This is a genomic window from Pseudomonas sp. CG7 (genome assembly GCF_023701885.1).
Classification (GTDB): domain Bacteria; phylum Pseudomonadota; class Gammaproteobacteria; order Pseudomonadales; family Pseudomonadaceae; genus Aquipseudomonas; species Aquipseudomonas zanjanensis.
This window is the reverse complement of record NZ_JABAEE010000013.1, coordinates 56,482-81,442: the sequence shown is the minus strand read 5'-3', so window position 1 is coordinate 81,442 and position 24,961 is coordinate 56,482. Positions and strand designations below refer to the sequence as shown.

Here is a 24,961-nt window from a genome sequence, read left to right as displayed (position 1 = left end):
GGTGTTCCTTGAAGTCGGGCTCAGAGGCGCTCGATGACGGTGGCAATGCCCATGCCGCCGCCGACACAGAGGGTCGCCAGGCCATAGCGCAGGCGACGCGCTTCCAACTCGTCGAGCAACGTGCCCAGGATTGCGCAGCCGGTGGCTCCCAAGGGATGTCCCAGGGCGATGGAACCACCATTGACGTTGACCTTGGCGGGATCGATGGCCATGTCCCGGATGAATTTGAGCACCACCGAGGCGAAGGCTTCGTTGACTTCGAACAGGTCGATGTCCTCCACCCGCCGCCCGGCCTTGGCCAGGGCCTTGCGGGTGGCCGGTGCCGGGCCGGTGAGCATGATGGGCGGGTCGGTGCTGGTGACGGCCGTGGCGACGATTCGCGCCCTGGGTTGCAGGCCCATGGCGCGCCCCTTGGCTTCGGAACCGATCAACATCAGCGCCGCACCGTCGACGATGCCGGAACTGTTGCCCGGCGTGTGCACATGATTGATTCGCTCGACATGGCTATACACCCTCAGCGCCGTGCCATCGAAACCCATCTGGCCCATGGCTTCGAAACTCGGCTTGAGCTTGCCCAGGCCGTCGAGCGTGGAGTCGGCGCGGATGAATTCGTCGTGGTCCAGCAGCACGATGCCATTCTGGTCCCGCACGGCGACCAGGGATTTATCGAACGAACCATCGGCCCGGGCGCGCGCGGCTTTTTGCTGGGAATGCAGTGCGTAACCGTCGACATCCTCGCGGCTGAAGCCTTCCAGGGTGGCGATCAGGTCGGCGCCGATACCCTGGGGAATGAAGTGGCCGTGCAGGTTTGACTGTGGGTCCAGCGCCCACGCACCGCCATCGCTGCCCATGGGCACCCGGGACATGGATTCGACACCGCCGGCCACCACCAGGTCTTCGAACCCGGAACGCACTTTCATGGCCGCCAGGTTCACCGCTTCCAGGCCCGAGGCGCAAAACCGATTGAGTTGCACGCCGGCCACGCTGACATCCCACTCGGCCACCAGCGCAGCCGTCTTGGCGATATCGGCGCCCTGCTCGCCCACCGGCGTCACGCACCCGAGCACGATGTCGTCGACCTGGCTGGTGTCCAGGTCCATACGCTGCTGCAAGGCACTGAGCAGGCCGCCCATCAGGTTCACCGGCTTGACGCTGTGCAAGGCACCATCGGCCTTGCCCTTGCCGCGAGGCGTGCGTAATGCGTCGAAAATCAAAGCTTGGGTCATGACCATCCTCGAAACCACGGGCGTAATGCGATGCCTCAACCATAAGCCCAGCGGCGCTGGATTCAATGACCACAGCGCTCAATGACGTTGACGACCACGCTCAGACGAACGGTAGCGAGCTATCGGGTTAACCGTTTCAGGAGGGCAAGCTGTCTAGCAAAAGGGCCAGCAGGAAGGTGGCAATACGCCTCATATCATTTTTATCGCTACTTGCTCAAAGCTGATACGAATTGGATCTAAGCCAAGGCGGCCGCGGCCCCTAATGTAATCCTTGTACAAGTAAGTCGTCGGGTTTTGCCGAGGCGCTTGTCGGAACAGGAAGTGCACCGCCAGCCATCATGGATATGCAGGCTGGTTTTTAGGAAATAACAAAAAGGCGGGTCAGCCATGTTCAAACAATCGAAAGTTCGCCAAGCCGGACTCATTCTCTTTGCCACGACGCTGCTGTTGATTTTGCCGAATATCACCAAGGTGATTGGCTAAACCCTGCGCGTGGGCACCTGCATCATCCAATGCGTTGTATCGCCAAAAAATGTGATGGGTTCACTGTTCGGGCTGCGATGGCTGTGCCAACCTTTGCGGCTCCCCTCGACATGGAAGGCGATCGACTTGAAAGCTCTCATTGTGTTCGGGGCGTTGCTGCTCAGCACGCCCCTTTATGCCGCGCAACTGGTGCTGGAGTTGGGCGCGAGCACGCGCACCTGGCAAACCGAAGAACTGCTCAAGCACCCGGATGTGCGAACGGTCCAGATTGCCGAGGACGTTTCCTACAAGAAACCCATGAGTTATCGAGCCGTGCCGCTGACTTCACTCCTGACGGGTATCCAGCCGGACGACCATCTGCAAGCCGTTGCCCTGGACGGATTCGCTGCCGAAATGCCCGCGGCGCCACTCCTCGACAAGAGCGGAGCCCGGGCCTGGCTGGCGATCGAGGACCCGGCCACGCCTTGGCCGTCGCTGGGAGCAGGCAAGTCCAGGGCCGGGCCTTTTTATCTGGTCTGGACCGACCCGCAGGCGGGTCGGATCAGCCCGGAACAATGGCCCTACGCGGTGGCGAGCATCAAGCGTCTGTCGGCCGTGGCTGAGCGCTTCCCGGCCCTGCTGCCGGCGTCCGGGCTGGCCAAGGATGACCCGATCAACAAGGGTTTCGCACTGTTCCAGAAAAACTGCCTGGCGTGTCATCGGCTCAATGGCGCCGGCGATGCGCAGTTCGGTCCTGACTTGAACATTCCGTTCAATCCCACCGAATACTTCTCCGGGGATTTCCTCAAGCGCTACATCCGCGACCCGCAAGGCCTGCGACGCTGGCCACAGGGAAAAATGCCCGGGTTCTCCACAACAGTTCTGCCGGACCCAGAGCTGGAGTTGCTGGTGGGTTATTTGAAGCATATGGCGGGACGCAAGCAGCCATTGGCCCCGTGAGATCGCTTTTTTGTGGCGAGGGAGCTTGCTCCCGCTGGGCAGCGTAGCAGCCCCTTATAAGGCTTGCGAGCGCTTCGCACTCGAGCGGGAGCAAGCTCCCTCGCCACAAAAGCTCGCTCACTAAATGATCATTGTTGTTGCACCGTGATCACCGGCGCCGCTGTCACGACCAGCTTGGCGTGCATCTGCTCGCAACCGCCGCCGCGGCGCATGCCTCGCACCGGGCAGGCGTCCAGGTAATCCAGGCCCACGGCCAGTTTCAGGTGCCGCTCCGGACGGGCCAGTTGGTTGGTCACGTCAAAGCTGTACCAGGCGTCGTCCAACCAGGCTTCTGCCCAGGCATGACTCGCCAGGTGTTCGCTTTCTTCGTTGAACAGATACCCCGACACATAACGCGCCGGCACGCCCAGGCTACGGGCGCACGCCAGGAAGGCGTGGGTATGGTCCTGGCACACCCCGCTACGACCGGCAAAAGCCTGGGCCGCACTGGTCTCGATCGCCGTCGTGCCAGGGGTATAGATCATGTGCTGGTTCAGCCCCTGCATCAGGTCGATCAGCGCCGTACGATCGCGACGCTGCTGGCATTGCTGCGCGGCGAAGGTTCGAAGAGCCTCGTCCGCCTCGGTCAGCCGGGTGAAGCGCAGGAACGGCAGCGCCGACTGGCTTTCATGTTCGGCTTCGCGCGACGGATCGATATCCACCTGCCCGCGGGCGCCGATGATCACCGTTTCGTGGGGCTCATCCAGGGTCAGTACGTGCAGGATGTTTCCGAACGGATCCAGTTGCGCCCGCACAGGCCGTGGCAAATCAAGCTGCCAGCTCAGCACGTGCTGGCGTTCGCTGTCGTGGGGCGTCAGGCGCAGATATTGGATGCTGGCGCGAACCTGGTCTTCATAGTGGTAGGCCGTTTCGTGGCTGATCGAGAGTCTCATATGACCTCCAGGTAGGAACTGTGAATGGCATTGCCCAGTTCACGGACCAGTGGAATGAAATCGGTGAGCCAGGCATGCAGGCCCCCGTCGAGGATTTCGTTGATACCGGTGTAGCGCAGGCGTGCGTCCATTTCCGCCGCCAGCCGTTGTGCCTGCCGGCCGTTAGTGCCCGGCAGGCTGGCGAGGATCTGGTTGATTTCTTCAGTGCAGGCGCGCAGCGAGCGCGGCACGTCGGCGCGCAACAGCAGCAACTCCGCCACATGGCGAGCGCCCGGGGCTTCACGGTAGATCTCGGTGTAGGCCTCGAAGGACGACAAGGCCCGCAACAAGGCGCTCCATTGGTAGTACGCATGGGCCGTGCCGTCGCTGACCGCGTCGGCTTGGTCACCGGCCATTTCGTAACGGGCATCGAGCAAACGCAGGGTGTTGTCGGCCCTTTCGATAAAGGTCCCCAGGCGAATGAACCGGAACGCGTCGTTACGCATGATGGTGCCGTAGGTTGCGCCGCGAAACAGGTGCGAGCGCTCCTTGATCCACTCGCAGAAACGGCTCATGCCGTAGCGATTCAAACCTTGCTCGGCGATACCGCGAATTTCCAACCAGGTGGCATTGATGTTTTCCCACATGTCGGCGGTGATTCGCCCACGTACCGCGTGGGCACTGGCTCGCGCGGAGCCCAGGCAACTGTAGATGCTGGCTGGATTGGCCGCTTCCAGGGCAAAGAAATGCAGCAGGCGCTCGGCGTGCAGATCGCCGTGTCGCTCCCGGTAATCGTCCAGCGTGCCGGTGATCAGCAATGGCATGGCCAGCTCGTGCAGGCCGTCGCCACGCCCGTCCTGGGGCATCAACGACAATGAATAGCTCACGTCGAGCATCCGCGCGAGGTTCTCCGCCCGCTCCAGGTAGCGCGACATCCAGTACAGGTCCGAGGCGGTTCTACTCAGCATGGCAGTTCCTCAATCCTCGACCACCCAAGTGTCCTTGGTACCACCGCCCTGGGATGAATTCACCACCAGGGAGCCCTCGCGCAGCGCCACCCGTGTCAGCCCGCCAGGGACCACGCGGGTCTCGCGGCCGGCCAGCACGAACGGACGCAAGTCGATGTGGCGCGGGGCGATGCCGTTTTCGACAAAGGTCGGGCAGGTCGAGAGCGACAACGTCGGCTGGGCGATGTAGGCGTGCGGCTTGGCCTTGATCCGCTCGCGAAAGGCATCGATCTGCGCCGTGGTCGCGGCTGGCCCCACCAGCATTCCATAACCGCCGGAACCCTGGGTTTCCTTGCCCACCAGGTCGGGAAGATTCGCCAGTACGTGGGAAAGCTCAGCGGGATTACGGCACTGCCAGGTAGGAACGTTCTTCAGGATCGGCTCTTCGTCCAGGTAAAAACGGATCATGTCGGTGACGAACGGGTACACCGATTTGTCATCCGCTACACCTGTGCCGATGGCATTGGCCAGCACCACATTGCCGGAGCGATAGGAGGACAACAGCCCCGGCACGCCGAGCATTGAATCTGGATTGAAGGCCAGGGGATCGAGGAACGCATCGTCGAGGCGACGGTAGATTACATCCACCGCTTTCGGGCCGTCGGTGGTGCGCATGAACACTTTGTCATCCCGGACGAACAGGTCGGCGCCTTCCACCAATTCCACGCCCATTTCCCGGGCGAGGAACGCGTGCTCGAAGAACGCGCTGTTGAAACGCCCCGGCGTCAGCACCACGACGCTGGGGTCGTCCAGTGGGCTGGAGCTTTTCAGGGGGTCGAGCAGCAGGTTCGGATAATGGTCAATGGGAGCGATGCGCTGGGCGGCGAACAGTTCGGGAAACAGGCGCATCATCATCTTGCGGTCTTCGAGCATGTAGCTGACACCGCTGGGCGTACGAAGATTGTCTTCGAGCACGTAGTACGTACCGTCACCGTCGCGCACCAGATCGACACCGCAAATGTGCGCATAGATGTCACGGTGCAGGTCCAGCCCCTGCATCGCCAGTTGATATTGCTCGTTGGCCAGCACCTGCTCGGCGGGAATGATGCCGGCGCGGATGATCCGTTGTTCGTGGTAGAGGTCGGCCAGGAACATGTTCAGCGCCTTGACCCGCTGGATGCAGCCGCGCTCCACCTCCCGCCATTCGCTGGCCGGAATGCTGCGCGGGATCGTGTCGAACGGAATCAGGCGCTCGGTCCCCTGTTCGTCACCGTAGAGCGTGAACGTAATGCCGGCACGATGACACAACAGGTCGGCTTCGCGCCTGCGTTGCGCCAGCAGTTCGTCAGGCGTGTCGGCCAACCAGCGGGCAAACGCCTGGTAGTGCGGCCGGACCTGGCCGTCGGCGTCGTACATTTCATCAAAACCGCTGCGGATCATGCCGTACTCCTTGTCACCCTGGCAGCAAGCTTCGCAAGCCCCGTGCCATCGGCATAAACGCTTTATGATCACCGGGTTGGATTCTCCATTCTCAGGCCGCGCACTTTTATGGTGCGGCAAATCCCCCCAACCCGCTGCCCCCCGCTTCATTGCGACGCAGGGGCGTCGCTTTCATGAGCATAGTCACGGAAAAACGACGCGGCTTGGTCTCGATACAGTTAGGTACAAAACCTGGAGGAGAGGATGGTGGTGAGTCAGCGGGAAAGTGATGTTGGTTTGCGGCCGCCATCGCGAGCAAGCTCGCTCCCACAATGGATTATCGGTGAGCTCCCCTGTGGGAGCCGAGCTTGCTCGCGATGGCGTCGGCACATTCAACATTGATGCAAGCTGGCCCACCGTCATCGCGAGCAAGCTCGGCTCCCACAAAGGTCCCGGCTAGTCGCAGACATGAAAACGGCCGACACAAAGGTCAGCCGTTGCTGTGGTTGCGGTAACTGATTGTCAGGCCTGCAGGCGCCGGAGCTCTTGCTTGACGCCCCACCCTTCGATCACGCCACCCAAAGGTTCGACGACGGCCTCGAAGTCTTGCTCGACGTCGCCAATATCATCGTAAGTGGCGTACATCACCCGGCTCAGTTCCAATGACCACGCCCCGTCGTCCCGTGCACTGATCTGCGCGTTCAACGATTCTCCCCGAAATTGACCTGCCGCCCTGCGCGCCCGCTCCTCGTCCGGGAAAATGGCGTAGAACTCAATGGGATGGAATCGGGAAAAATCGAAACCGCCTTCTTTCATGCGGCGCAATACGCTGGTGCTGATGTCTTCTTGATAGGCTGTGCTCATGAAACGTCCTCCTAAAACCGATGGATAGACTTTCCGTCTTCCCGTGCGTGAAGCCCGCAGGCTGCAAGCGATACGGCATCAAATGACCGTCGGGACACAAGCATGTAGCTGACAAGACCGGACCTTGGCGATCCTTTCGCTGATCTCAATTGCAGAGTAGCCGCAAGTGATGGCCACTGCCAAGCGAGACCAGGCAAGGTTTCATGAAATTGGTGTAATGCTGACGATTTCGATACTGTTCTGGGACTTGAGATTCTTGACCGTCGGGTCTTCGGTGCGGTTCTCCAAGTCGTTCATATCCAGCTTGTTGAGCACTGGAAGCAACCTTTCGCGAATCAGTTGGGCAGCCTGCTCCATGGTGGGCTTCTGGTCATAGTCGAACTGCTCGACGGTGGTTTCACCGTGATCGTCAATGAAAGTGATTTCCCACTTTTGCATCAGTGTCTCCTTGATCAATTCAGGACCTGGCTTACCTCTATCTCGACATTGGCGGCGGGACAATCGTTCCGCTGGAAGTTCGGACGGCACACATGAAAAGACCGCCTCGGGGGCGGTCTCTTCATCAGCGAATACTGTTTATTTTTCAGCGCGCTCTTTCAACGCTTTCAATGTATTAAACGGCGCATCCACCACGAACTTGTTGGCCACCATGGACGGTACGCTACCACCCGGCTCGGTATGGACCTGATAGATCACTTCGACCTGGTCTGCGCCCTTGGGGGTGAACTTCCAGAAACCGTCGACCTTGGTCACACGCACAAAACCCTTCTCCTCAGGCAAGTACTCAGGTAAGCCCTTGAGCTTGCGGGTCAGGCTGCCATCGGTGCCCTCCTCGGTCGTGACTTCCAGCACCGAGTCCCGGGGCGTCACCGGCCATGGCGTGTTGAACTGGGTGTAGGTCCAGCTCTGATTGCCTTCGTGCTTGAGCAGTTTCTGGCTCTTGCACTCATGAATCCAGGCGCAGGCGCCCGCTACGTCCTCTTGCAAGCTGCGCAGCTTGGCCATGGAGGTTTTCATCACTGTCACGCCACGATAAGCCTTGTACTCGGAGCCCGCTACTTCACTGAGGGAAACCTTGATGCCGTCCTTCTCCTTGGCAACCTGCCAGTCTTCTGCCTGAGCGGTGGCCGTTGCCAGCAATACGGTCAACCCACACAACACAGCCATACGATGCAGCGAACCCATAGTGTTTTCCTTATTGTCCAAGTTCGTTTATTTCGGATCCGTTCATTGACCCATCACGCTGCCGTGACTTGCTCCCACCAACCGATCAAGCGGATGGCCTCTTCACTGCTGTCGCCGCACACCTCGATGTCGGCTTCGAACGCCGAGCATACCGCCGGACGCTCCGACTGGCCGAAGATCTGGCACAGGTTATCGACGGACAATTGCACGCACCGTTCTCCCGCAGGCTTGCCTAGGGGCATCCCAGGGATAGGCGAACTGATAGAGGGGGCGATGCAACAGGCACCACAGCCTTCACGGCATTTCACGACAACCACATCCTCGCGACAGTAATGATGAGTAACAGAACACAGAGTAACGGCTAAAACACCCGTTTTAAATTCCCGCCTGCGTGTTTTTTTGCCCTTGGCGAGATGACCGAACGGTCAGTGACGAGCGGCACGCCTGTGAGAGGCCTACTGCTTGAATTCAAACTCCAGCGCCGCACCTTCCACCTCATTACGCTCCTGATTGCGCAGCGGCAGTTGCATTTCATTGCTCAACAGCCGGCCATTGAGCTGGAACGGTCCGGGCTTATCTCCAAACATTGACGGCAAGAGCGGTTCACGCTTGGGCGGCTGCACTTTACCCGGTGGCTGCAGTTCCTCGACCATGTCATGGGGCAGGCTCAAGTCCAGCTTGGCCGGCGGCAATAGGGTCTTGGCGACTTCACGGGCGGATTTGCTCTTGGAGGCGATGGGCGCGCGCTTTTTCTTCGCCGCAGTCGCCTTTTTAGGGGAAGGCTTCTTGGCCGCTGTGTTTTTTTTCGGCCCGTCTTTCGTGGCACTGGCGGCCGGTTTTTCCTGCGTCGAAGCCGCCACGGCAATGCCTCCCATTTGGAAGGCACTCAACAGGCCGATCAAAACCCAGGCAACAGGAACAATGGCTTTCATAGACACAACGGCACTGACGGCAGAGATCCCCATGCTCGCCTGATAATCAGGCGCTGACAAGCACATCAAGCTAAGCCGCTGATTTCTATAGGAACCCGTTGGCCGTCTCTTGGCACAATTGCGTCGCCAACAACCCCAGCGTCATCAGGGCCCGCTCTGCCTCGCGGTTCCAGGGTGTGCCGCAGTTCAAGCGAATGCAGTGGTTGAACTGCTCGGTGTTGCTGAAAATAAGCCCTGGGGCGATGCTGATGCCTTGTTGCAACGCCCGCACATGCAATTCCTGGGTATTGACCCGCCCCGGTAGACTGACCCACAGGATGAACCCGCCAGTGGGACGGCTCATTTGCGTGCCTTCGGGGAAATACTGTTGCACCGCCAGCTGGAAAGCGCTGAGGTTCTTGCGGTACTCCTGGCGGATATAGCGCAAATGTCGGTCATAGCCGCCGTTTTCCAGGTACGCGGCAATGCCCATTTGCGTGACGCTGCACGCCGAGTGAGTGCTGAAGGTCTGGAGCCGCTGTATTTCCTGCTGGAATTTCCCCGCGATCATCCAGCCGATGCGCACGCCCGGTGACAATGTCTTGGAAAAACTCGAACAATAGATGACCCGATCCAGCCGGTCGTAGGCCTTGAGGGCCTTGGTGCGGCCCTGCTCGAACATCAGCTCGCCATAGATATCGTCCTCGACGATCTGGATATCGAAGTCCGACGCCAGGCGCAGCAACTGCTTTTGTCGCTCTTCGGGCATGGTGCCGCCGAGGGGATTGCTCAGGCGCGTGGTCAGCACCAAGGCCTTGATCGACCACTGGTTGGCCGCCAACTGCAAGGCCTCCAGGCTCATACCGGTAACCGGGTCGCTGGGAATCTCGATGACCTTGAGCCCCAACAGATCCGCCAGTTGCAGCAAGCCGTAGTAGGTCGGCGACTCGGCGGCGATCAAGTCCCCCGGCCGCGTCAGCACCCGCAAGGACATCTGCAACGCATCGACACAGCCATGGGTAATCACGACTTCGGAAGGGTCCACCACGACACCGGCATCGCGCATGCGAATCGCCACTTGACGCCGCAACGGCTCGAAGCCCGGGCTGAACATGTAGCTGAACGCCCGCGGGCTGTGGAAACGCGTGACCTTGGCCAATTGCTGATGCAAGGCCCGAACCGGCAGGTAGTCGACGCTCGGCACCGCCGCGCCCAGGGGGAATACCCCTTCGCGGCGCGACTCGACCAATACCTGCTGGATGATGCTGCTGCGCGTCACCAGCCCCGGACGCTCAACCCGGGCAATGTCCGGCGTCGGTGCGGTCAGGGCCGGCGTCTGGTGAACGTAGTAGCCCGATTGCGGCCGTGCGCGAATCAACCCCTGGTCTTCAAGGTTTGCATAGGCCTGCAGCACCGTGGCGTGGCTGACGTTGAGCTGCGAGCTCATCTTGCGCACCGAAGGCACACGTTCACCAGGCTGATACACACCGCGCCGGATGTCTTCAGCCAGCTGTTGAGCAATACGTTGATAGAGCAGGAGGTTGGTCATGACGCAGCACTCGATTTCACGGGCATTTTATTCTTGTCGGAAACAATACCGGAACAGTTTAGAAGTGTACTGGGACAGTTGCCAGATTACTCGACAGTACAGTGGAGTGACAGCTCTAACTGTACTCATCCTGCATCGATTGCAGGGCCAAAAAAACCCGGCGCCTTTTACAGGGGCCGGGTTTTCCAGTGACGCAGCCCTTAGCGGGCGGCGCCGAGCTGGCCTTTTTCGTCGGAGAACACAATTTCAACGCGACGGTTCTGTGCCCGGCCACGCTCGGAAGCGTTGACGTCTACCGGATACTCATCACCGTAGCCTTCGACCTGGATGCGCTTTTCATCAATCCCCAAGTCCACCAGCACATCTGCCACCGACTGTGCGCGGTCGCGGGACAGCTTGAGGTTTTCCTGCTTGCCGCCGGTGCTGTCGGTGTACCCCTCGATACGCACCACGCGCTTGGGATTGAGCTGCAAGAACTGCACGATCTTGAGCACGACCCGGTTGGCCGAGTTTTTCAGTTCCGCTTCGCCGGTGTCGAACAGCACGTCACCCAAGGTCATCACCAAGCCGCGATCAGTCTGGGTGGTCGCCATCGCCATGATCTGTTCTTCGAGCCATTTGCCCTGCTGCTGCACGCTCAACAATTTGGACTCACGCAAGGCCAATTGCAGGCGCTGGCGCTCCAGTTCGAGCTTCGCCGCACGCTCTTCGTTGAGCACCTGGTTGCTGTGCTCTCGGGCGATCGCACTGTAGCGCTGGCTCAGGTAGGCGTAATGCTGCACATCCTCACCGCTGCCCCAGTAGCTGGACAGGCGATCGGCACGGGCCAGGGACTCGCCAGCGCGGATCACATCCCGGGGCGCGGCACGCAATACGTTGGCGTCTTCCTTGACCTTCTGGAAATCGGTGCTGGCCTGTTCGAGCGCCGCTTCGCTGCGCTGGCCGGCGCAGCCATACAAGCTGGCAAGGCTGGCGAGGACCAGGCCGCCCAATACGTGGGAGTGCTTCATTGGGCATCCTCCCTCAATTGTTTGCGCAAGCGCTTGATGCGGGTGTCGAGCACGTTCAGTTGCTCCTGGCTCTTGAGGGTCAGCACCTTAGCTTCGGCCAGTCGGGCGTCGAGTTCAGCCTGTTCGGCCCGCATGCGCGCCTTCTTGTAGGATTCGTCTGCCATGTTGGATTTGGCGCGGGCGAATTTTTCTTCAGCCAGTTTCAATTCGGGCACTTCGTCGACGGTGGCGCCAACGGCCCGGGCTTGCTTCAATGCCTGTTCGGTCAGGCGGATCTGTTCATTCGGCGCCGGATCGGCTGCGCAGCCCGCCAGAGCCAGAACGGCCAGGGCAGCGAAAAGAGGTCGAATAGTCACTAATGTTCCCTACTGTTTGGGGGCACTGACAGGTGGCTGCAACTGTGTGTTCCAACGCTCGAGATTGCGCTGCAACACAGCCTCCGTCAGACCGGACGCGGCCAATTCTGTCATCTTTTGCGCCAGCTGTCCGCGTAACCATGGGTCATTGCAGGCGGAGTTATGGGAAACCGCGAGGAACAGCCCGGGCTTATCCACCGGTTGCGATGCGGCTTGCAGGTCGCTGGCCATCCCCAGTGTCTGCGCCATCGCCAGGCCCGAATAGCGCCCTGCCAGGACATATTCCACCTCTCCCAACAGCAATTTCTGAAAGGCCTGGGTCAGGTTGGGCGTGCGCACGAGGGATAGTTTCTGCTCGGCAAAGACGCCAAATTCCTGGGTCATGCGAGACTTTTCCGACAAGGCGCCGGAGTGACCGTGAAGATCTTCGGGCTGGGTGATGTCGAGGCTCGAGTCCTTGCGTGTCCAGACCAGGTAATCGTTTTCCAGCAAGGGCGGATGAACGTAATCCAGCGCATCAAGCCCGGTGGCGGTCAGCGGAGCGTCGGTGAGCAGGTCCATGCGCCCACTGCGCACTTCGTCCAGCGCCTGGGCGCGCTTGCCGGCATACAGCAGTTCGATTTTGATCCCCAGCTCCGCCCCGACGTGCGCCAGCAGATCGGCACCGGCACCGATCAGGTGCTTGGGGTCTTGAGGGTCTTGCCAGAGGTAAGGCGGTGCGTCCGGGCTGCCGGTGGCGATCAGTCGTTCACATTTGCCGGCGGCGAAAGACAGGCCCGGCACGAACGCCAACGCCCACAGCAACCACCAGCCGGTCAAGCGGCGCAGATCCATGGCGATAAGCTCCTCTGATGCGGAAAATAAAAAGCCCGGCCAAAGGGCCGGGCTCTTTATAAGTGAAGACGCCGGATTAGACCAGCTTCTCCAGCTCGGGGATGGCTTCGAACAAGTCCGCTACCAAGCCGTAGTCAGCCACCTGGAAGATCGGCGCTTCTTCATCCTTGTTGATCGCAACGATCACCTTGGAATCTTTCATGCCGGCCAGGTGCTGGATCGCGCCAGAGATACCGACGGCGATGTACAGCTGTGGCGCAACGATCTTGCCGGTCTGGCCGACCTGCATGTCGTTCGGCACGAAACCGGCGTCGACCGCGGCGCGGGAAGCACCGACGGCGGCGCCCAGCTTGTCGGCCAGGGCGTACAGGTGCTTGAAGTTGTCACCGTTCTGCATGCCGCGACCGCCGGAAACGACGATCTTGGCAGCGGTCAGTTCAGGACGGTCGGACTTGGCCAGTTCTTCGTTGACGAAGCTGGAGATGCCGGCGTCGTGAGCAGCGCCTACGGCTTCAACCGCAGCCGAGCCACCTTCGGCGGCAACCGGGTCGAAACCGGTGGCACGGACGGTGATGACCTTGATCGCTGCGGTCGATTGCACGGTGGCAATGGCGTTGCCGGCGTAGATCGGACGCTTGAAGGTGTCAGCGCTTTCTACCGAGATGATCTCGGAGATCTGGTCGACGTCCAGCGCGGCAGCAACGCGCGGCAGGATGTTCTTGCCGTTCGAGGTGGCGGCAGCCAGGATGTGGCTGTAGCCCTTGCCCAGCTCGGCAACCAATGGAGCAACGTTTTCCGGCAACTGGTGAGCGTAGGCGGCGTTGTCGGCCGACAGCACTTTTGCCACGCCAGCGATTTTCGCAGCGGCTTCGGCAACGGCGCTTGCGCCCTGCCCGGCCACCAGGACGTGCACGTCACCACCAATTTTGGCAGCGGCTGCAACGGTGTTCAGCGTGGCCGGAGCCAGCGCCTTGTTATCGTGTTCGGCGATTACCAAGATAGTCATAGTCAGATTACCTTCGCTTCGTTTTTCAGTTTCTCGACCAGTTCAGCCACCGACTTGACCTTGATGCCCGCGCTGCGTGCAGCCGGCGCTTCGACTTTGACGGTCTTGTTGGTGGAGGCGGTGGAAACACCCAAAGCATCCGGAGTCAGCACTTCAAGCGGCTTCTTCTTGGCTTTCATGATGTTTGGCAACGACGCATAACGCGGCTCGATCAAACGCAGGTCGGTGGTGACGATGGCCGGCAGTTTCAGGGAAACGGTCTGCGCGCCGCCGTCGATCTCGCGGGTCACGGCAACGCTGTCGCCGGACAATTCGACTTTCGAAGCGAAGGTGCCCTGACCGTAGCCGCTCAATGCCGCGAGCATCTGGCCGGTCTGGTTGTTGTCGCTGTCGATGGCCTGTTTGCCGAGGATCACCAGCGATGGCTGTTCCTTGTCAACGACGGCCTTGAGCAGCTTGGCCACGGCCAGGGAGGTCAGGTCTTCGGCGGATTCGACGAGGATGGCGCGATCGGCACCCAGGGCCAGCGCGGTGCGCAGTTGTTCCTGGGCGGTGGTCGGGCCGATGGAGACGACGACGATTTCCGTTGCCACGCCTTTCTCTTTCAGGCGGACGGCTTCTTCCACGGCGATTTCGCAGAAGGGGTTCATCGACATCTTGACGTTGGCGAGGTCGACGCCGGAGTTGTCCGCCTTGACGCGAACCTTGACGTTATAGTCGACCACTCGTTTGACAGCTACAAGAACCTTCATGGATTCCTCGTTACTCTCCGGTGAAAAAAAGTCGCCTAGGCGAACCTGGCGGTTGATGCTCATGGGCGCAAGGGCACCTCTAAAAACGCCGGCATGAACCACACATGACCCAGCTCACGGGAGTGAAGACCATTCGTCAGTGATGACCAATGAGTCATTCATTATCGCGGCGTGTAAACTGCGCCTGGGAACCGCGCAATACGTCACTTTGTGCTGCCTTCGCCCTGTCTTTAGAGGTGCTCTTGGAACCAACAGTCAGCCTACGGCGAGCGCAAAACCGCCCGTATCTTGACCGGAACGCCTATTCCGGTCAATACGGCAAAATGGTCAGTCATAAGCCGTACGTCAGTGATTTATCTGGGCTGCGGCAATTTCAAACAAACGTTTGTATTGGACCCTGAGAGTGGTGTAGATATAATGCGCCGCTTAAGAGAGACCCGCGTTTCATCCATTGCCTCTTTCGTCGCTTTTCGCGAAGGAAACAACGGATGCAACGCCAAACCTCCAATTAGAAAAACTGTGAGCCTTGAGTAGGAGATAGCCTGTGGAACGCGAATACATGGAATTCGACGTGGTCATCGTCGGTGCCGGCCCCGCTGGCCTGTCTGCCGCTTGCCGACTGAAACAGAAGGCCGCCGAAGCCGGTAAGGAAATCAGCGTCTGCGTGGTCGAAAAAGGTTCCGAAGTCGGCGCGCACATCCTCTCCGGCGCGGTGTTCGAGCCCCGCGCCTTGAATGAGCTGTTCCCGGACTGGAAAGAACTCGGCGCACCGTTGAACACGCCCGTCGTACGCGATGACATTTATGTCCTGAGAAACGCCGAGGCCGCGAGCAAAATCCCTGACTTCTTTGTGCCCAAGACCATGCACAACGAAGGCAACTATATTATTTCCCTGGGCAACCTGTGCCGCTGGCTGGCCCAGCAAGCCGAGAACCTGGGCGTGGAAATCTACCCGGGCTTCGCCGCCCAGGAAGCGCTGTTCGACGAAAACGGCGTGGTTCGCGGAATCATCACCGGCGACTTGGGTGTCGACCGCGAAGGCAATCCAAAGGAAGGCCTCTACACCCCCGGCATGGAATTGCGTGGCAAATACACGCTATTCGCCGAAGGCTGCCGTGGTCACATCGGCAAGCAACTGATCAAGCGCTTCAACCTGGACAGCGAGGCCGACGCCCAGCACTACGGCATCGGCTTGAAGGAAATCTGGGAAATCGACCCGGCCAAGCATCAACCCGGCCTGGTGGTGCACACTGCTGGCTGGCCGCTGGACATCATGGGCACCGAGAACACCGGCGGATCCTTCCTCTATCACCTGGAAAACAACCAGGTGGTGGTCGGCCTGATTATCGACCTGTCCTACAGCAACACCTTCCTGTCGCCGTTCGACGAGTTCCAGCGCCTCAAGCACCACCCGGTGCTCAAGCAGTACCTGGAAGGCGGCAAACGCGTCAGCTACGGCGCCCGTGCCATCTGCAAGGGCGGCCTGAACTCGCTGCCGAAAATGGTCTTCAAGGGCGGCGCACTGATCGGTTGCGACCTCGGCACCCTGAACTTCGCCAAGATCAAGGGCAGCCACACCGCCATGAAATCCGGCATGCTCGCCGCCGAGGCCGTGGCCGATCGCCTGTTCGCCGAGTCCGAAGGCGGCGATGAACTGACCGCCTACGTCGACAGCTTCAAGAACAGCTGGCTGTACGAAGAACTGTTCGCCAGCCGCAACTTCGGTGCGGCGATCCACAAATACGGCGCAATCATCGGTGGCGGTTTCAACTGGCTCGACCAGAACATTTTCGGTGGCAAGATTCCGTTCACCCTGCATGACAACAAGCCCGACTATGCGTGCCTGAAACTGGCAGCCGATTGCAAGAAGATCGACTACCCGAAACCGGACGGCAAGATCAGCTTCGACAAACTCAGCTCGGTGTTCATCTCCGGTACCAACCACGAAGAAGAACAACCCTGCCACCTGAAGCTGACCGACCCGAGCATCCCGATCAGCAAGAACCTGCCGCTGTACGACGAACCGGCCCAGCGCTACTGCCCGGCTGGCGTGTACGAAGTGGTGACCAAGGAAGACGGCGAGAAGCGCTTCCAGATCAACGCCCAGAACTGCGTCCACTGCAAGACCTGCGACATCAAGGACCCTGCGCAGAACATCACCTGGGTATCGCCGGAAGGCGCTGGCGGGCCGACTTACCCGAACATGTAAGCCGACACGCCGAACATCGAGGCTCCCGCAATGGGGGCCTTTTTGTTGCCCCCGATTCAAAAAACACCGCAACCCCATGTGGGAGCGAGCTTGCTCGCGATAGCTATTGTTCATTCAACAAAGATGTCGACTGATACACCGCTATCGCGAGCAAGCTCGCTCCCACAAGGGACATTCAAAAGGTCAGGCCGCGCGCTCTTCCCCGGGATTGCGCTCGAAGTAGCGCTTGTATTCGCGACTGAATTGCGACGGGCTCTGATACCCCACCTGGTGCGCGACGTGGGCCACACTCATGCCCTCGCACATCAGCAGGCGCTGAGCCTTGAGCAGGCGCAACCGCTTGAGGTACTGCACCGGCGACAGCAAGGTGCTGCGCTTGAAATGCTCATGGAAGGTCGAAGCGCTCATGTTCGCGCAACTGGCCAAGGTCTCGACGTTCAGTGGCTCGGTGAAATGCGCATGCAGATGGCTCAGGGCCGCGGCAATCCGGGCAAACTGGCCTTGCTGCTCCACCAGCGCCCGCAGCACATCAGCCTGGGGACCGCGCAACGCGACGAACAGCAACTCCCGCAATCGTGCCTGGCCCATGACCTGGCATTCCAGCGGATCGTGCAGGCAGCGCAACAAGCGCTCGACACACCCACGCATGGCGTCATCGAGCACTGCGCAGGTCATGGATTCCGGTGTCTGGGGCGGTAGATTCCGCCCTGGCATCAATCCCATGGAAAGCACCAACTCCCCCAACATCGCCCGGTCGATCGCAACGGAAACGCCATACAGCGGAGCATTGGGCATGGCGTAGGTTTCGCATTCGAACGGCACCGGCAAGGCCTGGATCAGATAATGCCCGGCGCCATATTCCATTGTGCGTGGCCCCAGGTAGGCCAGTTTGCTGCCTTGGGCGATGATCACCAGGCTCGGCTCGTAGAGCTGCGGGCCACGAGCGACGTCCTGGCTGGCGCGCAAAGCATGCACGCCGGGCAGCGGTGTAGGGACAAAACCGTCGCGGGTCGCCAAGGGTTCGATCAGTGAAACCAGCGTGGCATTGGCATCGAGATGGCGGGTCAACAACATGGTCGAAAACTTCACGGAAAATGGGATGAAACCATCATCGCAGGTCTGGCGTCACATGGAATCAAATCCTGGCCAATGCCGGAGGATTAGGCATGACAGGCGGAGGAATCGCCATCGCCGCCTGCCGCCATGACTCCCAGAATGGATTCCCTCACCGTTCACTGCTTAGCGAGGTCCATCATGTACACAGCCATCGGATATGCCGCCCAATCGGCAACCACTCCCCTCGCCCCCATGAAGTTCGAGCGTCGCAGCCCGCGAGCCGACGATGTGGCGATCGATATTCTCTACTGCGGGGTCTGCCACTCCGACATCCACCAGGCCCGCAATGAATGGGGCATTGCCGTCTACCCGCTGATGCCCGGCCATGAAATCATCGGAAAAGTCACCGCCGTCGGTGCGAATGTTACCGCTCACAAAGTCGGCGACTTGGTCGGTGTGGGCTGCATGGTCGACTCCTGCCGCGAGTGCGAAGCGTGCCGGGCGGACTTGGAGCAATACTGCTTCGAAGGCATGACCCAGACCTACGCCAGCCCGGACCGCGTCAGCGGTGGCCACACCATGGGCGGTTATTCCGACAGCATCGTGGTCAGCGAGCACTTTGTGCTGCGCATCCCGCAAACACTCGACCCGGCCAGCGCCGCGCCGCTGCTGTGCGCCGGCATCACCACTTATTCGCCCCTCAAACACTACGGCGTGAAGGCTGGCGACAAGGTCGGCGTGCTGGGCATGGGCGGCCTGGGCCACATGGGCATCAAGTTCGCCAAGGCCATGGGCGCAGAAGTGACGTTGTTCACCCGCTCGGCGAGCAAGGCTGAAGAGGCCCGTCGTCAGGGCGCGGACCATGTGATCGTGTCCACCGACGCCGAACAGATGGCGGCTGCCGCCGGACGTTTCAATTTCCTGCTGGACACCATTCCGGTGCAGCACGACCTCAATCCCTACCTCGACACGCTGCATTTCGACGGTGTACACATCATCGTGGGCCTGGTCGAGCCGGTCGACCCACCGGTACACGCGGCAAAACTGATCATGGGGCGCCGAGTGCTGGCCGGCTCGCTGATCGGCGGTATCGCAGAAACCCAGGAAATGCTGGATTTCTGCGCCGAGCACAACATCAGTTGCGACATTGAAATGCTCGACATCCGCCAGATCAACGAGGCCTACAGCCGCATGATCGCCGGGGATGTGAAGTACCGCTTCGTCATCGACATGGCGACGCTCAAGGCCTGACGCTCGTCAGACCTTGGCGCCCAGCTCCGCCGACAGCCGGGCTGTGACCCCTTTGACCAGGGGAATCAGCTCGGCCATCTTTTCCAGCGGCATGTACGGCACGGTGCTGGCGATGCTGATACCAGCGACGATGCGCTTGCCCGCGTCTCGAATCGGCGCCGCCACACAACGAATCGACGGCTCGTTGTCTTCCAGGTCGAACGCATAGCCCCCCGCCACGTATTCCACCATCCGATGCTGGAACTGTTCCCAGGATTGCTCCTGATGCTGGGGCCAGAACTGATTCTTCCCTCCCGCCGGCAGGCTGATTTCATACAGCCGCTTCCATTGTTCCTGAGAATCATCGAGCATCAGCGCCTTGCCGATCCCGGTGCGCGCCAGCGGCATGCGATGGCCTACCCGCGAGCGCATTTCCGGGCCGTTGCGCCCCGGATTCTTCAGCAGGTACAAGACTTCGTCGCCCTCGCGAATCGCCAAGTGAACGGTGTCCCCGGTCAGCGCCGACAGCTCGTCCAGGTACGGCCCCGCCAGGCTCACTAGGGGCAGCTCTTCCCGGGCCTGGAAACCCAGTTCGATCAACTTCGGACCCAGCAGGTAACCCACTTGCGGCACCACGCGCAGGTAACGTTCGTCCACCAGGCAACTGGCCAGGCGATGGGTGGTGCTGCGGGTGGTGCCGATCAGCCGGGCGATTTCCTTCAAGTCGCGGGCGCCACTGGCGACCGCCTGGACCACGCCCAGGCCACGCAGCAATGTCTGCGTGCCGGTAGGCGCGGCGTCCTTGGTGATTTTTGGATCGTCTTGCTGCATAGCCGACCTTCAACAGTGAGCGGGGAACGGGCGGCATTATGGTCGCCCGCCCCGTCGGACTACAACTCGATGCGCTCGACCTTCCCGACCAGCAGGATGTAGGACAGCGCGCCAGCCAATGCCAGGACAGCGATATAGGTAATGGCCGGGGCAAACGAATCGCCGCTGGCGAGGAAGCCAATGACAATCGGCGTGGCGATGGCCGCCAGGTTACCGATGAAGTTGCGCACCCCGCCGGTCAACCCGAGCAATCGCGCCGGTGCCAAGGTGGAAACCAGCGACCACGTGATCGACGCCAGGCCATTGCCGAAGAACGCCAGGGCCAGGAAGGCGATCACCAGCGGCGTCGATTCGACATAGTTGGCACCAATGATCGCCGTGGAAATCAAAAGCCCACCAATGATCGGCAGTTTGCGGGCAAAGCCCACCGTGGCGCCGCGGCGAATCAGCCAATCGGAGAAGAACCCGGAGCACAGCACGCCGACAAACGCCGCGAGGAACGGCAACGACGCCAGCAAGCCAGACTTGATGAAGTCCATGCCGCGATATTTCACCAGGTAGGTTGGAAACCACGTCAGGAAAAACCACAGCGTGGAGTTGAGGCAGAACTGCCCCAGGTAAATGCCCCACAACTTGCGTTGGGTCAGGACGGTCCGCAGGTCGGCCCAGCTGAACTTGGCCTTGACCTTGGCAGCCTCGGCCTGGATGTCCACCAGCCCGCCGCCTTCGCGGATCAGCTCGATTTCGGCGGCGTTGGCGCCTTTGAAGTCCCGCGGCTCGCGATACACCGCGTACCAGATCACTGCCCAGAGAATGCCCACCGCGCCTGTGGCGACAAACACCATGTGCCAACCGAAGGTGTGTTGCAGCCAGGCCAATACCGGGGTCAGGAAAGCCAGCCCGACGAATTGCCCGGACGTGTAGAAACCGATGGCCGTGGCCCGCTCGCGCTCGGGAAACCAGGTCGTCACCACGCGGCTGTTGATTGGATAGGCCGGCGCTTCCAGGGCTCCGACTGCCATGCGCAGCACGAACAACGCGATGAAGCTGGAGACGAACCCCAGCATCACCGTCGCCACCGACCACAGCAGCAACGCCACGCTGTAGAGGATGCGCGGCGGCACCCGGTCCACCAGCCAGCCGCCGGGAATCTGCATGGCGGCGTAGGTCCAGCCGAACGCGGAGAAAATCAGCCCGACGTGGATCGGGTCGATGCCCAGGTCACTGGTCAGCGCGGGGGCGGCAATCGAGAGGTTACTGCGGTCCAGGTAATTGATCACCACGGTGATGAACAGCAGGACCATGATGAAAAAACGCTTGCGGCTAGGCGTCACCAACGACGCCTGCGCGCTCAGGGTGTGCGCTTGCATGTGAGGTGCCTCTTTTTATGTTTATTGAGGAACGGGCGTACCGAAGAAGATCTCCCTGCCTGCGAAGATCAAACTGTGGGAGCGAGCTTGCTCGCGATGACGGTGTGTCAGTTGGCGCATGTGTGACTGATACATTGCCATCGCGAGCAAGCTCGCTCCCACAGGGGCTCTGGGGCGCTCATGGGCTTTTGCATTCACCACAGGCCCACAGGGATCTTGGGTCAGGCGTGACTCACCACTCGGCAAAACTGCCATCGGCATGGCGCCAGATCGGGTTGCGCCAGCGGTGGCCGATGGCTGCGCGTTCGATGACGTATTCCTCGTTGATCTCGATGCCCAGGCCCGGGCCATTCGGGATCTTCACGAAGCCCTTGTCGTAGTCGAACACCTGCGGATCCTTGATGTAATCCAGCAGGTCGTTGCTCTCGTTGTAGTGGATGCCCAGGCTCTGCTCCTGGATGAACGCGTTGTAGCAGACCGCGTCCAGTTGCAGGCACGCTGCCAGGGCGATGGGACCCAGCGGGCAGTGCAGCGCCAGCGCCACGTCGTAGGCCTCGGCCATGTTGGCGATCTTGCGGGTTTCGGTGATGCCGCCGGCGTGGGACGCATCCGGCTGGATGATGTCCACGTAGCCTTCGCTGAGTACGCGCTTGAAGTCCCAGCGCGAGAACAACCGTTCGCCGAGGGCAATCGGGGTGCTGGTCAGCGGCGCCAGCTCCTTGAGGGCTTCGTAGTTTTCGCTGAGCACCGGCTCTTCGATGAACATCAGTTTGTAAGGATCGAGTTCCTTCATCAGCACCTTGGCCATCGGCTTGTGCACGCGGCCGTGGAAGTCCACGCCAATGCCGACGTTCGGCCCGACCGCATCGCGCACCGCCGCCACGTTGGCCAGGGCCAGGTCGACTTTTTCGAAGGTGTCGAGAAACTGCAACTCTTCGGTGCCATTCATTTTCACCGCGGTGAAGCCCCGCCCTACAGCCTCTTTCGCCGCGCGGGCGGTGTCCGCTGGCCGGTCGCCGCCGATCCACGAATACACACGGATCTTGTCCCGCACCTGGCCGCCCAGCAAATCGCTGACCGACACGCCCAGGGCCTTGCCCTTGATGTCCCACAACGCCTGGTCGATGCCGGCCAGGGCGCTCATGTGGATGGCGCCGCCGCGGTAGAAGCCGCCGCGATAGAGCACGGTCCAGATGTCTTCGATGTTGCGTGGGTCTTTGCCGATCAGGTAGTCGGACAATTCCTCGACAGCCGCCGCCACCGTGTGGGCACGGCCCTCGACCACGGGCTCGCCCCAACCGGTCACGCCCTCGTCGGTTTCGACTTTGAGGAAGCACCAGCGCGGCGGAACGATAAACGTGGTCAGCTTGGTAATTTTCATCTTGTTGTCTCTCTTGTCAGATGCAGCGCACGGGGCGCTGGAAAAATCTTCAGTTCAAGGCATTCCATGCGGCCACGTAGGCCTTGGCGCGTACCGCCACTTCATCCGCTGTCAGGCCCGGCTTGAACAGCCCGGATCCGAGGCCGAAACCCTTGACGCCGGCTTCGACGAACACCGCCATGTTGTCCGGCGTAATCCCGCCCACCGGCACCAGCACGGTCCCGGCCGGCAACACCGCGAGCCAGGCCTTGACCACCGCCGGGCCCATTTGCTCGGCGGGAAACATCTTCAGTACATGAGCGCCTTCGGCCAGCGCGGCAAAGGCTTCGGTGGGCGTGGCGACGCCGGGCGACAGGTACAAGCCCGCCGCTTTCGCCGCACGCAGCACCTTCGGGTCGCTGTGGGGCATGACGATCACTTGGCCGCCAGCGGCTTTCACCTGCCCGACCTGTTCCGGCGTGAGCACGGTGCCGGCACCGATCAGGCAATCGGCCGGCAAGGTACTGCGCAGGATGCGGATACTTTCGTACGGTTCGGGGGAATTGAGCGGCACTTCGATGACACGAAATCCGGCGCTGTACAGGACCTCGCCGATGGCCGCCGCCTCTTCGGGACGCAAGCCACGCAGGATCGCGATCAACCCGTTGTGCGCCAGTGCTTGTGTGAGCATGTCAGACCTCCAGTCAGGTTCAGGGGACGGTGGAATCGAGCAACCCGGCCGCCACGGCCAGTTGCCACAAACCGCGTTCGGTGGCCTGTTCGGCCAGGACCACCCGGGCGAAGCCGCAGGCGTCGAGGGCCCGTTGATAGCGGACACAGAGTTGGGAGTTGCCGATCAGCACCACCGTCGGCAGGTGCAGGCTGTCGCGGCGCCGGCGCTGCACCTCGGCCCGCGCCGCCAGCTCATGGCCGATCCACAGGCCCGAGAGGGAATCCGCCTGGGCACTGGCCGCCCGCTCGCCGGTCACGCCCAGGCGGCGGGCGCTGAACACGGTGGACAACGGGCCGATCTGGCCGTCCACCGACAGCGCCACCTGCACGCCACGGTCAAACGCCACGCCATCGAAGGTCGTCCCCCGTTGCTGGGTGCGGCCGAGAATGCTGTGGTCACTGAGCACGGCGAAGATCTCGCCAGTCATGAAGGTATCGAAATGCACAATGCAGCCATCGGCCACTTCCACCCATTTCGAATGACTGCCAGGCAGGCCGATCAGCACCGCTTCGTCTGGCAGGCTGTGCAAGGCACCGAGCACTTGGGTTTCTTCGCCGCGCATGACATTGGGCAAACGTGAACGCTGGATCACGCCGGGCACGATGTGCACATCGACGCCGCGTAGGCTGCGAACGGTTTGTAGGGAATGTCCGAGATTGGCGACGTTGGCGGGTGTGTCGCAGTAAGGCGCTTCGCGCCAGCCCTGAGCACTGCCCACCATGCCGCAGGCAATCACAGGCAAGCCCGGTTGAGCATCGAGCCAGTCGCCGCAGGCCTCGTCGAAGGCCAGCTCGAAACCGTCGATGCAGACCCGGCCGGCCACGGTTCGTGGCCCGGAGGGCAACTGCATGATCCCCGACGACAGCGAACGCTGCTCGAGCACCTCGCCACCGGCTGCGAGTTTGTAAGCCCGTAATGAGGTGGTTCCCCAATCGAGCGCGATCAATTGCGCCTGCATCCGCTTCACCTGTTTTGTTTTTTGGCAGTGAGTGGAACGGACTATAAACCTGGGGACGATAAAATCTCAATATATAAATATCACTCCCATATATTGGGATCTGATAAGCCAACCACAAAGCCAATCGCCATCCGTCCAAGACCCTGCTAGTTTTCTGGTCGGACGCTAAACAACTCAGGGAAAAAGTGATGGGACAATTGCTGAAAATCCTCGGCCGCACTTCCTCGATCAATGTCAGAAAAGTGCTGTGGACCTGCCAGGAACTGGACATCGCCTACGAACGCGAAGACTGGGGTATCGGCTTTGCCTCGACCCATGACCCGGCGTTCCTGGCCTTGAACCCGAATGCCCAAGTGCCGGTGATCATTGATGAGAACGGTGTGCTCTGGGAGTCGAACACTATTTGTCGCTATCTGGTGGGCAAGCAGGGGCGCAGCGATCTGCTGCCCGTCGAACCTGCCGCACGGGCACGCATCGAGCAGTGGATGGACTGGCAGGCCACGGAACTCAATCCTTCCTGGGGCGATGCGTTTTACGGATTGGTGCGCAAACACCCGGACTTCCAAGACCCACAGCTCATCGCCGCGGGCGTCAAAGGCTGGAACGAGAAGATGGGTTTGCTGGAACAGCAGTTGAACCGCACCGGCGCCTACGTGGCCGGTACGGCGTTTTCCCTTGCGGACGTACTTATCGGTCTGTCCGCACACCGCTGGCGCCAGACACCGATGGAACGCCCGGACTATCCGGCGGTGGCCGCCTATTGCAAGCGGCTCGAACAACGCCCCGGATTTGCCGAATACGCGTCCAACGCATATTCATGAG

The 24,961-nt window shown here is 60.8% G+C and carries 25 protein-coding genes; 4 read left to right on the top strand and 21 right to left on the bottom strand.

The genetic code is table 11. The features are described from left to right. Nucleotides 1–20 precede the first annotated feature (20 nt). Nucleotides 21–1,226: an acetyl-CoA C-acetyltransferase gene (locus HGO40_RS08005; RefSeq protein ID WP_250962576.1), complete on the bottom strand. Its 1,206-nt coding sequence runs from the start codon at nt 1,224–1,226 to the stop codon at nt 21–23. Between the two features lie 609 nt (nt 1,227–1,835). Here HGO40_RS08005 and HGO40_RS08000 point away from each other — a divergent pair. Beyond that, nucleotides 1,836–2,648, top strand: coding sequence for a c-type cytochrome (locus HGO40_RS08000; RefSeq protein ID WP_250962575.1), 813 nt, complete (start codon nt 1,836–1,838; stop codon nt 2,646–2,648). Nucleotides 2,649–2,776: 128 nt separating this feature from the next. Here the strand turns inward: HGO40_RS08000 and HGO40_RS07995 are convergent, their stop codons facing one another. From HGO40_RS07995 to HGO40_RS07930, 14 genes are all read right to left on the bottom strand, one after another. Then, nucleotides 2,777–3,580: a transglutaminase family protein gene (locus HGO40_RS07995; RefSeq protein WP_250962574.1), complete on the bottom strand. Its 804-nt coding sequence runs from the start codon at nt 3,578–3,580 to the stop codon at nt 2,777–2,779. Next, nucleotides 3,577–4,527: an alpha-E domain-containing protein gene (locus tag HGO40_RS07990; protein WP_250962573.1), complete on the bottom strand. Its 951-nt coding sequence runs from the start codon at nt 4,525–4,527 to the stop codon at nt 3,577–3,579. The genes HGO40_RS07995 and HGO40_RS07990 overlap by 4 nt, the downstream gene beginning before the upstream one ends. A gap of 9 nt (nt 4,528–4,536) precedes the next feature. Next, a complete protein-coding gene (locus HGO40_RS07985) occupies nt 4,537–5,946 on the bottom strand; it encodes a circularly permuted type 2 ATP-grasp protein (RefSeq protein WP_250962572.1) in 1,410 nt (469 codons plus the stop codon). 501 nt (nt 5,947–6,447) lie between these two features. Continuing rightward, nucleotides 6,448–6,789: a ribonuclease E inhibitor RraB gene (locus tag HGO40_RS07980; RefSeq protein ID WP_250962571.1), complete on the bottom strand. Its 342-nt coding sequence runs from the start codon at nt 6,787–6,789 to the stop codon at nt 6,448–6,450. A gap of 201 nt (nt 6,790–6,990) precedes the next feature. After that, nucleotides 6,991–7,227, bottom strand: coding sequence for a hypothetical protein (locus HGO40_RS07975; RefSeq protein ID WP_186730199.1), 237 nt, complete (start codon nt 7,225–7,227; stop codon nt 6,991–6,993). Nucleotides 7,228–7,365: 138 nt separating this feature from the next. Beyond that, nucleotides 7,366–7,974 carry an START domain-containing protein gene (locus HGO40_RS07970; protein ID WP_250962570.1) on the bottom strand — a complete coding sequence of 203 codons (609 nt, stop codon included), beginning with the start codon at nt 7,972–7,974 and terminating at the stop codon, nt 7,366–7,368. Nucleotides 7,975–8,027: 53 nt separating this feature from the next. Next, nucleotides 8,028–8,282, bottom strand: coding sequence for a YkgJ family cysteine cluster protein (locus tag HGO40_RS07965; protein WP_250962569.1), 255 nt, complete (start codon nt 8,280–8,282; stop codon nt 8,028–8,030). Between the two features lie 147 nt (nt 8,283–8,429). Next, nucleotides 8,430–8,906, bottom strand: a complete 477-nt coding sequence (locus HGO40_RS07960) for a translation initiation factor 2 (protein ID WP_250962568.1) — start codon at nt 8,904–8,906, stop codon at nt 8,430–8,432. 85 nt (nt 8,907–8,991) lie between these two features. Then, on the bottom strand, nt 8,992–10,434 hold the full coding sequence (locus HGO40_RS07955; RefSeq protein ID WP_014339472.1) for an aminotransferase-like domain-containing protein: 1,443 nt from the start codon (nt 10,432–10,434) through the stop codon (nt 8,992–8,994). A 200-nt stretch (nt 10,435–10,634) separates the two neighbouring features. Further along, nucleotides 10,635–11,444: an OmpA family protein gene (locus tag HGO40_RS07950; RefSeq protein WP_250962567.1), complete on the bottom strand. Its 810-nt coding sequence runs from the start codon at nt 11,442–11,444 to the stop codon at nt 10,635–10,637. After that, nucleotides 11,441–11,800 carry a DUF4398 domain-containing protein gene (locus HGO40_RS07945; RefSeq protein ID WP_186707219.1) on the bottom strand — a complete coding sequence of 120 codons (360 nt, stop codon included), beginning with the start codon at nt 11,798–11,800 and terminating at the stop codon, nt 11,441–11,443. Before HGO40_RS07945 ends, HGO40_RS07950 begins: the two co-directional genes overlap by 4 nt. Nucleotides 11,801–11,809: 9 nt before the next feature. Further along, entirely contained in the window at nt 11,810–12,634 is an 825-nt protein-coding gene (locus HGO40_RS07940; protein WP_250962566.1) for a substrate-binding periplasmic protein, read from the bottom strand. Nucleotides 12,635–12,710: 76 nt separating this feature from the next. Continuing rightward, the gene (locus HGO40_RS07935; protein ID WP_053123770.1) at nt 12,711–13,640 is read right to left on the bottom strand and encodes an electron transfer flavoprotein subunit alpha/FixB family protein; all 930 of its coding nucleotides are present in this window, start codon (nt 13,638–13,640) and stop codon (nt 12,711–12,713) included. 2 nt (nt 13,641–13,642) lie between these two features. Beyond that, the gene (locus tag HGO40_RS07930; RefSeq protein ID WP_250962565.1) at nt 13,643–14,392 is read right to left on the bottom strand and encodes an electron transfer flavoprotein subunit beta/FixA family protein; all 750 of its coding nucleotides are present in this window, start codon (nt 14,390–14,392) and stop codon (nt 13,643–13,645) included. Nucleotides 14,393–14,936: 544 nt separating this feature from the next. Between HGO40_RS07930 and HGO40_RS07925 the strand changes: the two genes are divergently transcribed. After that, nucleotides 14,937–16,601, top strand: coding sequence for a 4Fe-4S dicluster domain-containing protein (locus HGO40_RS07925; protein WP_186707217.1), 1,665 nt, complete (start codon nt 14,937–14,939; stop codon nt 16,599–16,601). A gap of 183 nt (nt 16,602–16,784) precedes the next feature. Here HGO40_RS07925 and HGO40_RS07920 read toward each other — a convergent pair whose 3' ends face one another. Next, a complete protein-coding gene (locus HGO40_RS07920) occupies nt 16,785–17,675 on the bottom strand; it encodes an AraC family transcriptional regulator (protein ID WP_250962564.1) in 891 nt (296 codons plus the stop codon). A 180-nt stretch (nt 17,676–17,855) separates the two neighbouring features. Between HGO40_RS07920 and HGO40_RS07915 the strand changes: the two genes are divergently transcribed. Further along, nucleotides 17,856–18,908, top strand: coding sequence for an NAD(P)-dependent alcohol dehydrogenase (locus HGO40_RS07915; protein WP_186707215.1), 1,053 nt, complete (start codon nt 17,856–17,858; stop codon nt 18,906–18,908). 6 nt (nt 18,909–18,914) lie between these two features. Here HGO40_RS07915 and HGO40_RS07910 read toward each other — a convergent pair whose 3' ends face one another. The 5 genes from HGO40_RS07910 to HGO40_RS07890 form a co-directional block, all read right to left on the bottom strand. Then, nucleotides 18,915–19,718, bottom strand: coding sequence for an IclR family transcriptional regulator (locus HGO40_RS07910; protein WP_250962563.1), 804 nt, complete (start codon nt 19,716–19,718; stop codon nt 18,915–18,917). A gap of 59 nt (nt 19,719–19,777) precedes the next feature. Continuing rightward, complete coding sequence (locus HGO40_RS07905) at nt 19,778–21,088, bottom strand: MFS transporter (RefSeq protein WP_250962562.1); 1,311 nt, start codon at nt 21,086–21,088, stop codon at nt 19,778–19,780. Between the two features lie 232 nt (nt 21,089–21,320). Further along, nucleotides 21,321–22,469, bottom strand: coding sequence for a galactonate dehydratase (dgoD, locus tag HGO40_RS07900; RefSeq protein ID WP_186707213.1), 1,149 nt, complete (start codon nt 22,467–22,469; stop codon nt 21,321–21,323). Nucleotides 22,470–22,518: 49 nt separating this feature from the next. Continuing rightward, nucleotides 22,519–23,139, bottom strand: coding sequence for a 2-dehydro-3-deoxy-6-phosphogalactonate aldolase (locus HGO40_RS07895; protein ID WP_250962561.1), 621 nt, complete (start codon nt 23,137–23,139; stop codon nt 22,519–22,521). A gap of 19 nt (nt 23,140–23,158) precedes the next feature. Next, entirely contained in the window at nt 23,159–24,139 is a 981-nt protein-coding gene (locus HGO40_RS07890; protein ID WP_250962560.1) for a 2-dehydro-3-deoxygalactonokinase, read from the bottom strand. A gap of 188 nt (nt 24,140–24,327) precedes the next feature. Between HGO40_RS07890 and HGO40_RS07885 the strand changes: the two genes are divergently transcribed. After that, nucleotides 24,328–24,960 carry a glutathione S-transferase family protein gene (locus tag HGO40_RS07885; protein ID WP_250962559.1) on the top strand — a complete coding sequence of 211 codons (633 nt, stop codon included), beginning with the start codon at nt 24,328–24,330 and terminating at the stop codon, nt 24,958–24,960. Nucleotide 24,961 lies beyond the last annotated feature (1 nt).

Bases quoted from the DNA above. Each gene is read 5' to 3' on its own strand.
- HGO40_RS08005 (WP_250962576.1), bottom strand. From the start codon at position 1,226: ATGACCCAAGCTTTGATTTTCGACGCATTACGCACGCCTCGCGGCAAG.
- HGO40_RS07995 (WP_250962574.1), bottom strand. From the start codon at position 3,580: ATGAGACTCTCGATCAGCCACGAAACGGCCTACCACTATGAAGACCAG.
- HGO40_RS07990 (WP_250962573.1), bottom strand. From the start codon at position 4,527: ATGCTGAGTAGAACCGCCTCGGACCTGTACTGGATGTCGCGCTACCTG.
- HGO40_RS07985 (WP_250962572.1), bottom strand. From the start codon at position 5,946: ATGATCCGCAGCGGTTTTGATGAAATGTACGACGCCGACGGCCAGGTC.
- HGO40_RS07980 (WP_250962571.1), bottom strand. From the start codon at position 6,789: ATGAGCACAGCCTATCAAGAAGACATCAGCACCAGCGTATTGCGCCGC.
- HGO40_RS07975 (WP_186730199.1), bottom strand. From the start codon at position 7,227: ATGCAAAAGTGGGAAATCACTTTCATTGACGATCACGGTGAAACCACC.
- HGO40_RS07970 (WP_250962570.1), bottom strand. From the start codon at position 7,974: ATGGGTTCGCTGCATCGTATGGCTGTGTTGTGTGGGTTGACCGTATTG.
- HGO40_RS07960 (WP_250962568.1), bottom strand. From the start codon at position 8,906: ATGAAAGCCATTGTTCCTGTTGCCTGGGTTTTGATCGGCCTGTTGAGT.
- HGO40_RS07955 (WP_014339472.1), bottom strand. From the start codon at position 10,434: ATGACCAACCTCCTGCTCTATCAACGTATTGCTCAACAGCTGGCTGAA.
- HGO40_RS07950 (WP_250962567.1), bottom strand. From the start codon at position 11,444: ATGAAGCACTCCCACGTATTGGGCGGCCTGGTCCTCGCCAGCCTTGCC.
- HGO40_RS07940 (WP_250962566.1), bottom strand. From the start codon at position 12,634: ATGGATCTGCGCCGCTTGACCGGCTGGTGGTTGCTGTGGGCGTTGGCG.
- HGO40_RS07935 (WP_053123770.1), bottom strand. From the start codon at position 13,640: ATGACTATCTTGGTAATCGCCGAACACGATAACAAGGCGCTGGCTCCG.
- HGO40_RS07930 (WP_250962565.1), bottom strand. From the start codon at position 14,392: ATGAAGGTTCTTGTAGCTGTCAAACGAGTGGTCGACTATAACGTCAAG.
- HGO40_RS07920 (WP_250962564.1), bottom strand. From the start codon at position 17,675: ATGTTGTTGACCCGCCATCTCGATGCCAATGCCACGCTGGTTTCACTG.
- HGO40_RS07915 (WP_186707215.1), top strand. From the start codon at position 17,856: ATGTACACAGCCATCGGATATGCCGCCCAATCGGCAACCACTCCCCTC.
- HGO40_RS07910 (WP_250962563.1), bottom strand. From the start codon at position 19,718: ATGCAGCAAGACGATCCAAAAATCACCAAGGACGCCGCGCCTACCGGC.
- HGO40_RS07905 (WP_250962562.1), bottom strand. From the start codon at position 21,088: ATGCAAGCGCACACCCTGAGCGCGCAGGCGTCGTTGGTGACGCCTAGC.
- dgoD (WP_186707213.1), bottom strand. From the start codon at position 22,469: ATGAAAATTACCAAGCTGACCACGTTTATCGTTCCGCCGCGCTGGTGC.
- HGO40_RS07895 (WP_250962561.1), bottom strand. From the start codon at position 23,139: ATGCTCACACAAGCACTGGCGCACAACGGGTTGATCGCGATCCTGCGT.
- HGO40_RS07890 (WP_250962560.1), bottom strand. From the start codon at position 24,139: ATGCAGGCGCAATTGATCGCGCTCGATTGGGGAACCACCTCATTACGG.
- HGO40_RS07885 (WP_250962559.1), top strand. From the start codon at position 24,328: ATGGGACAATTGCTGAAAATCCTCGGCCGCACTTCCTCGATCAATGTC.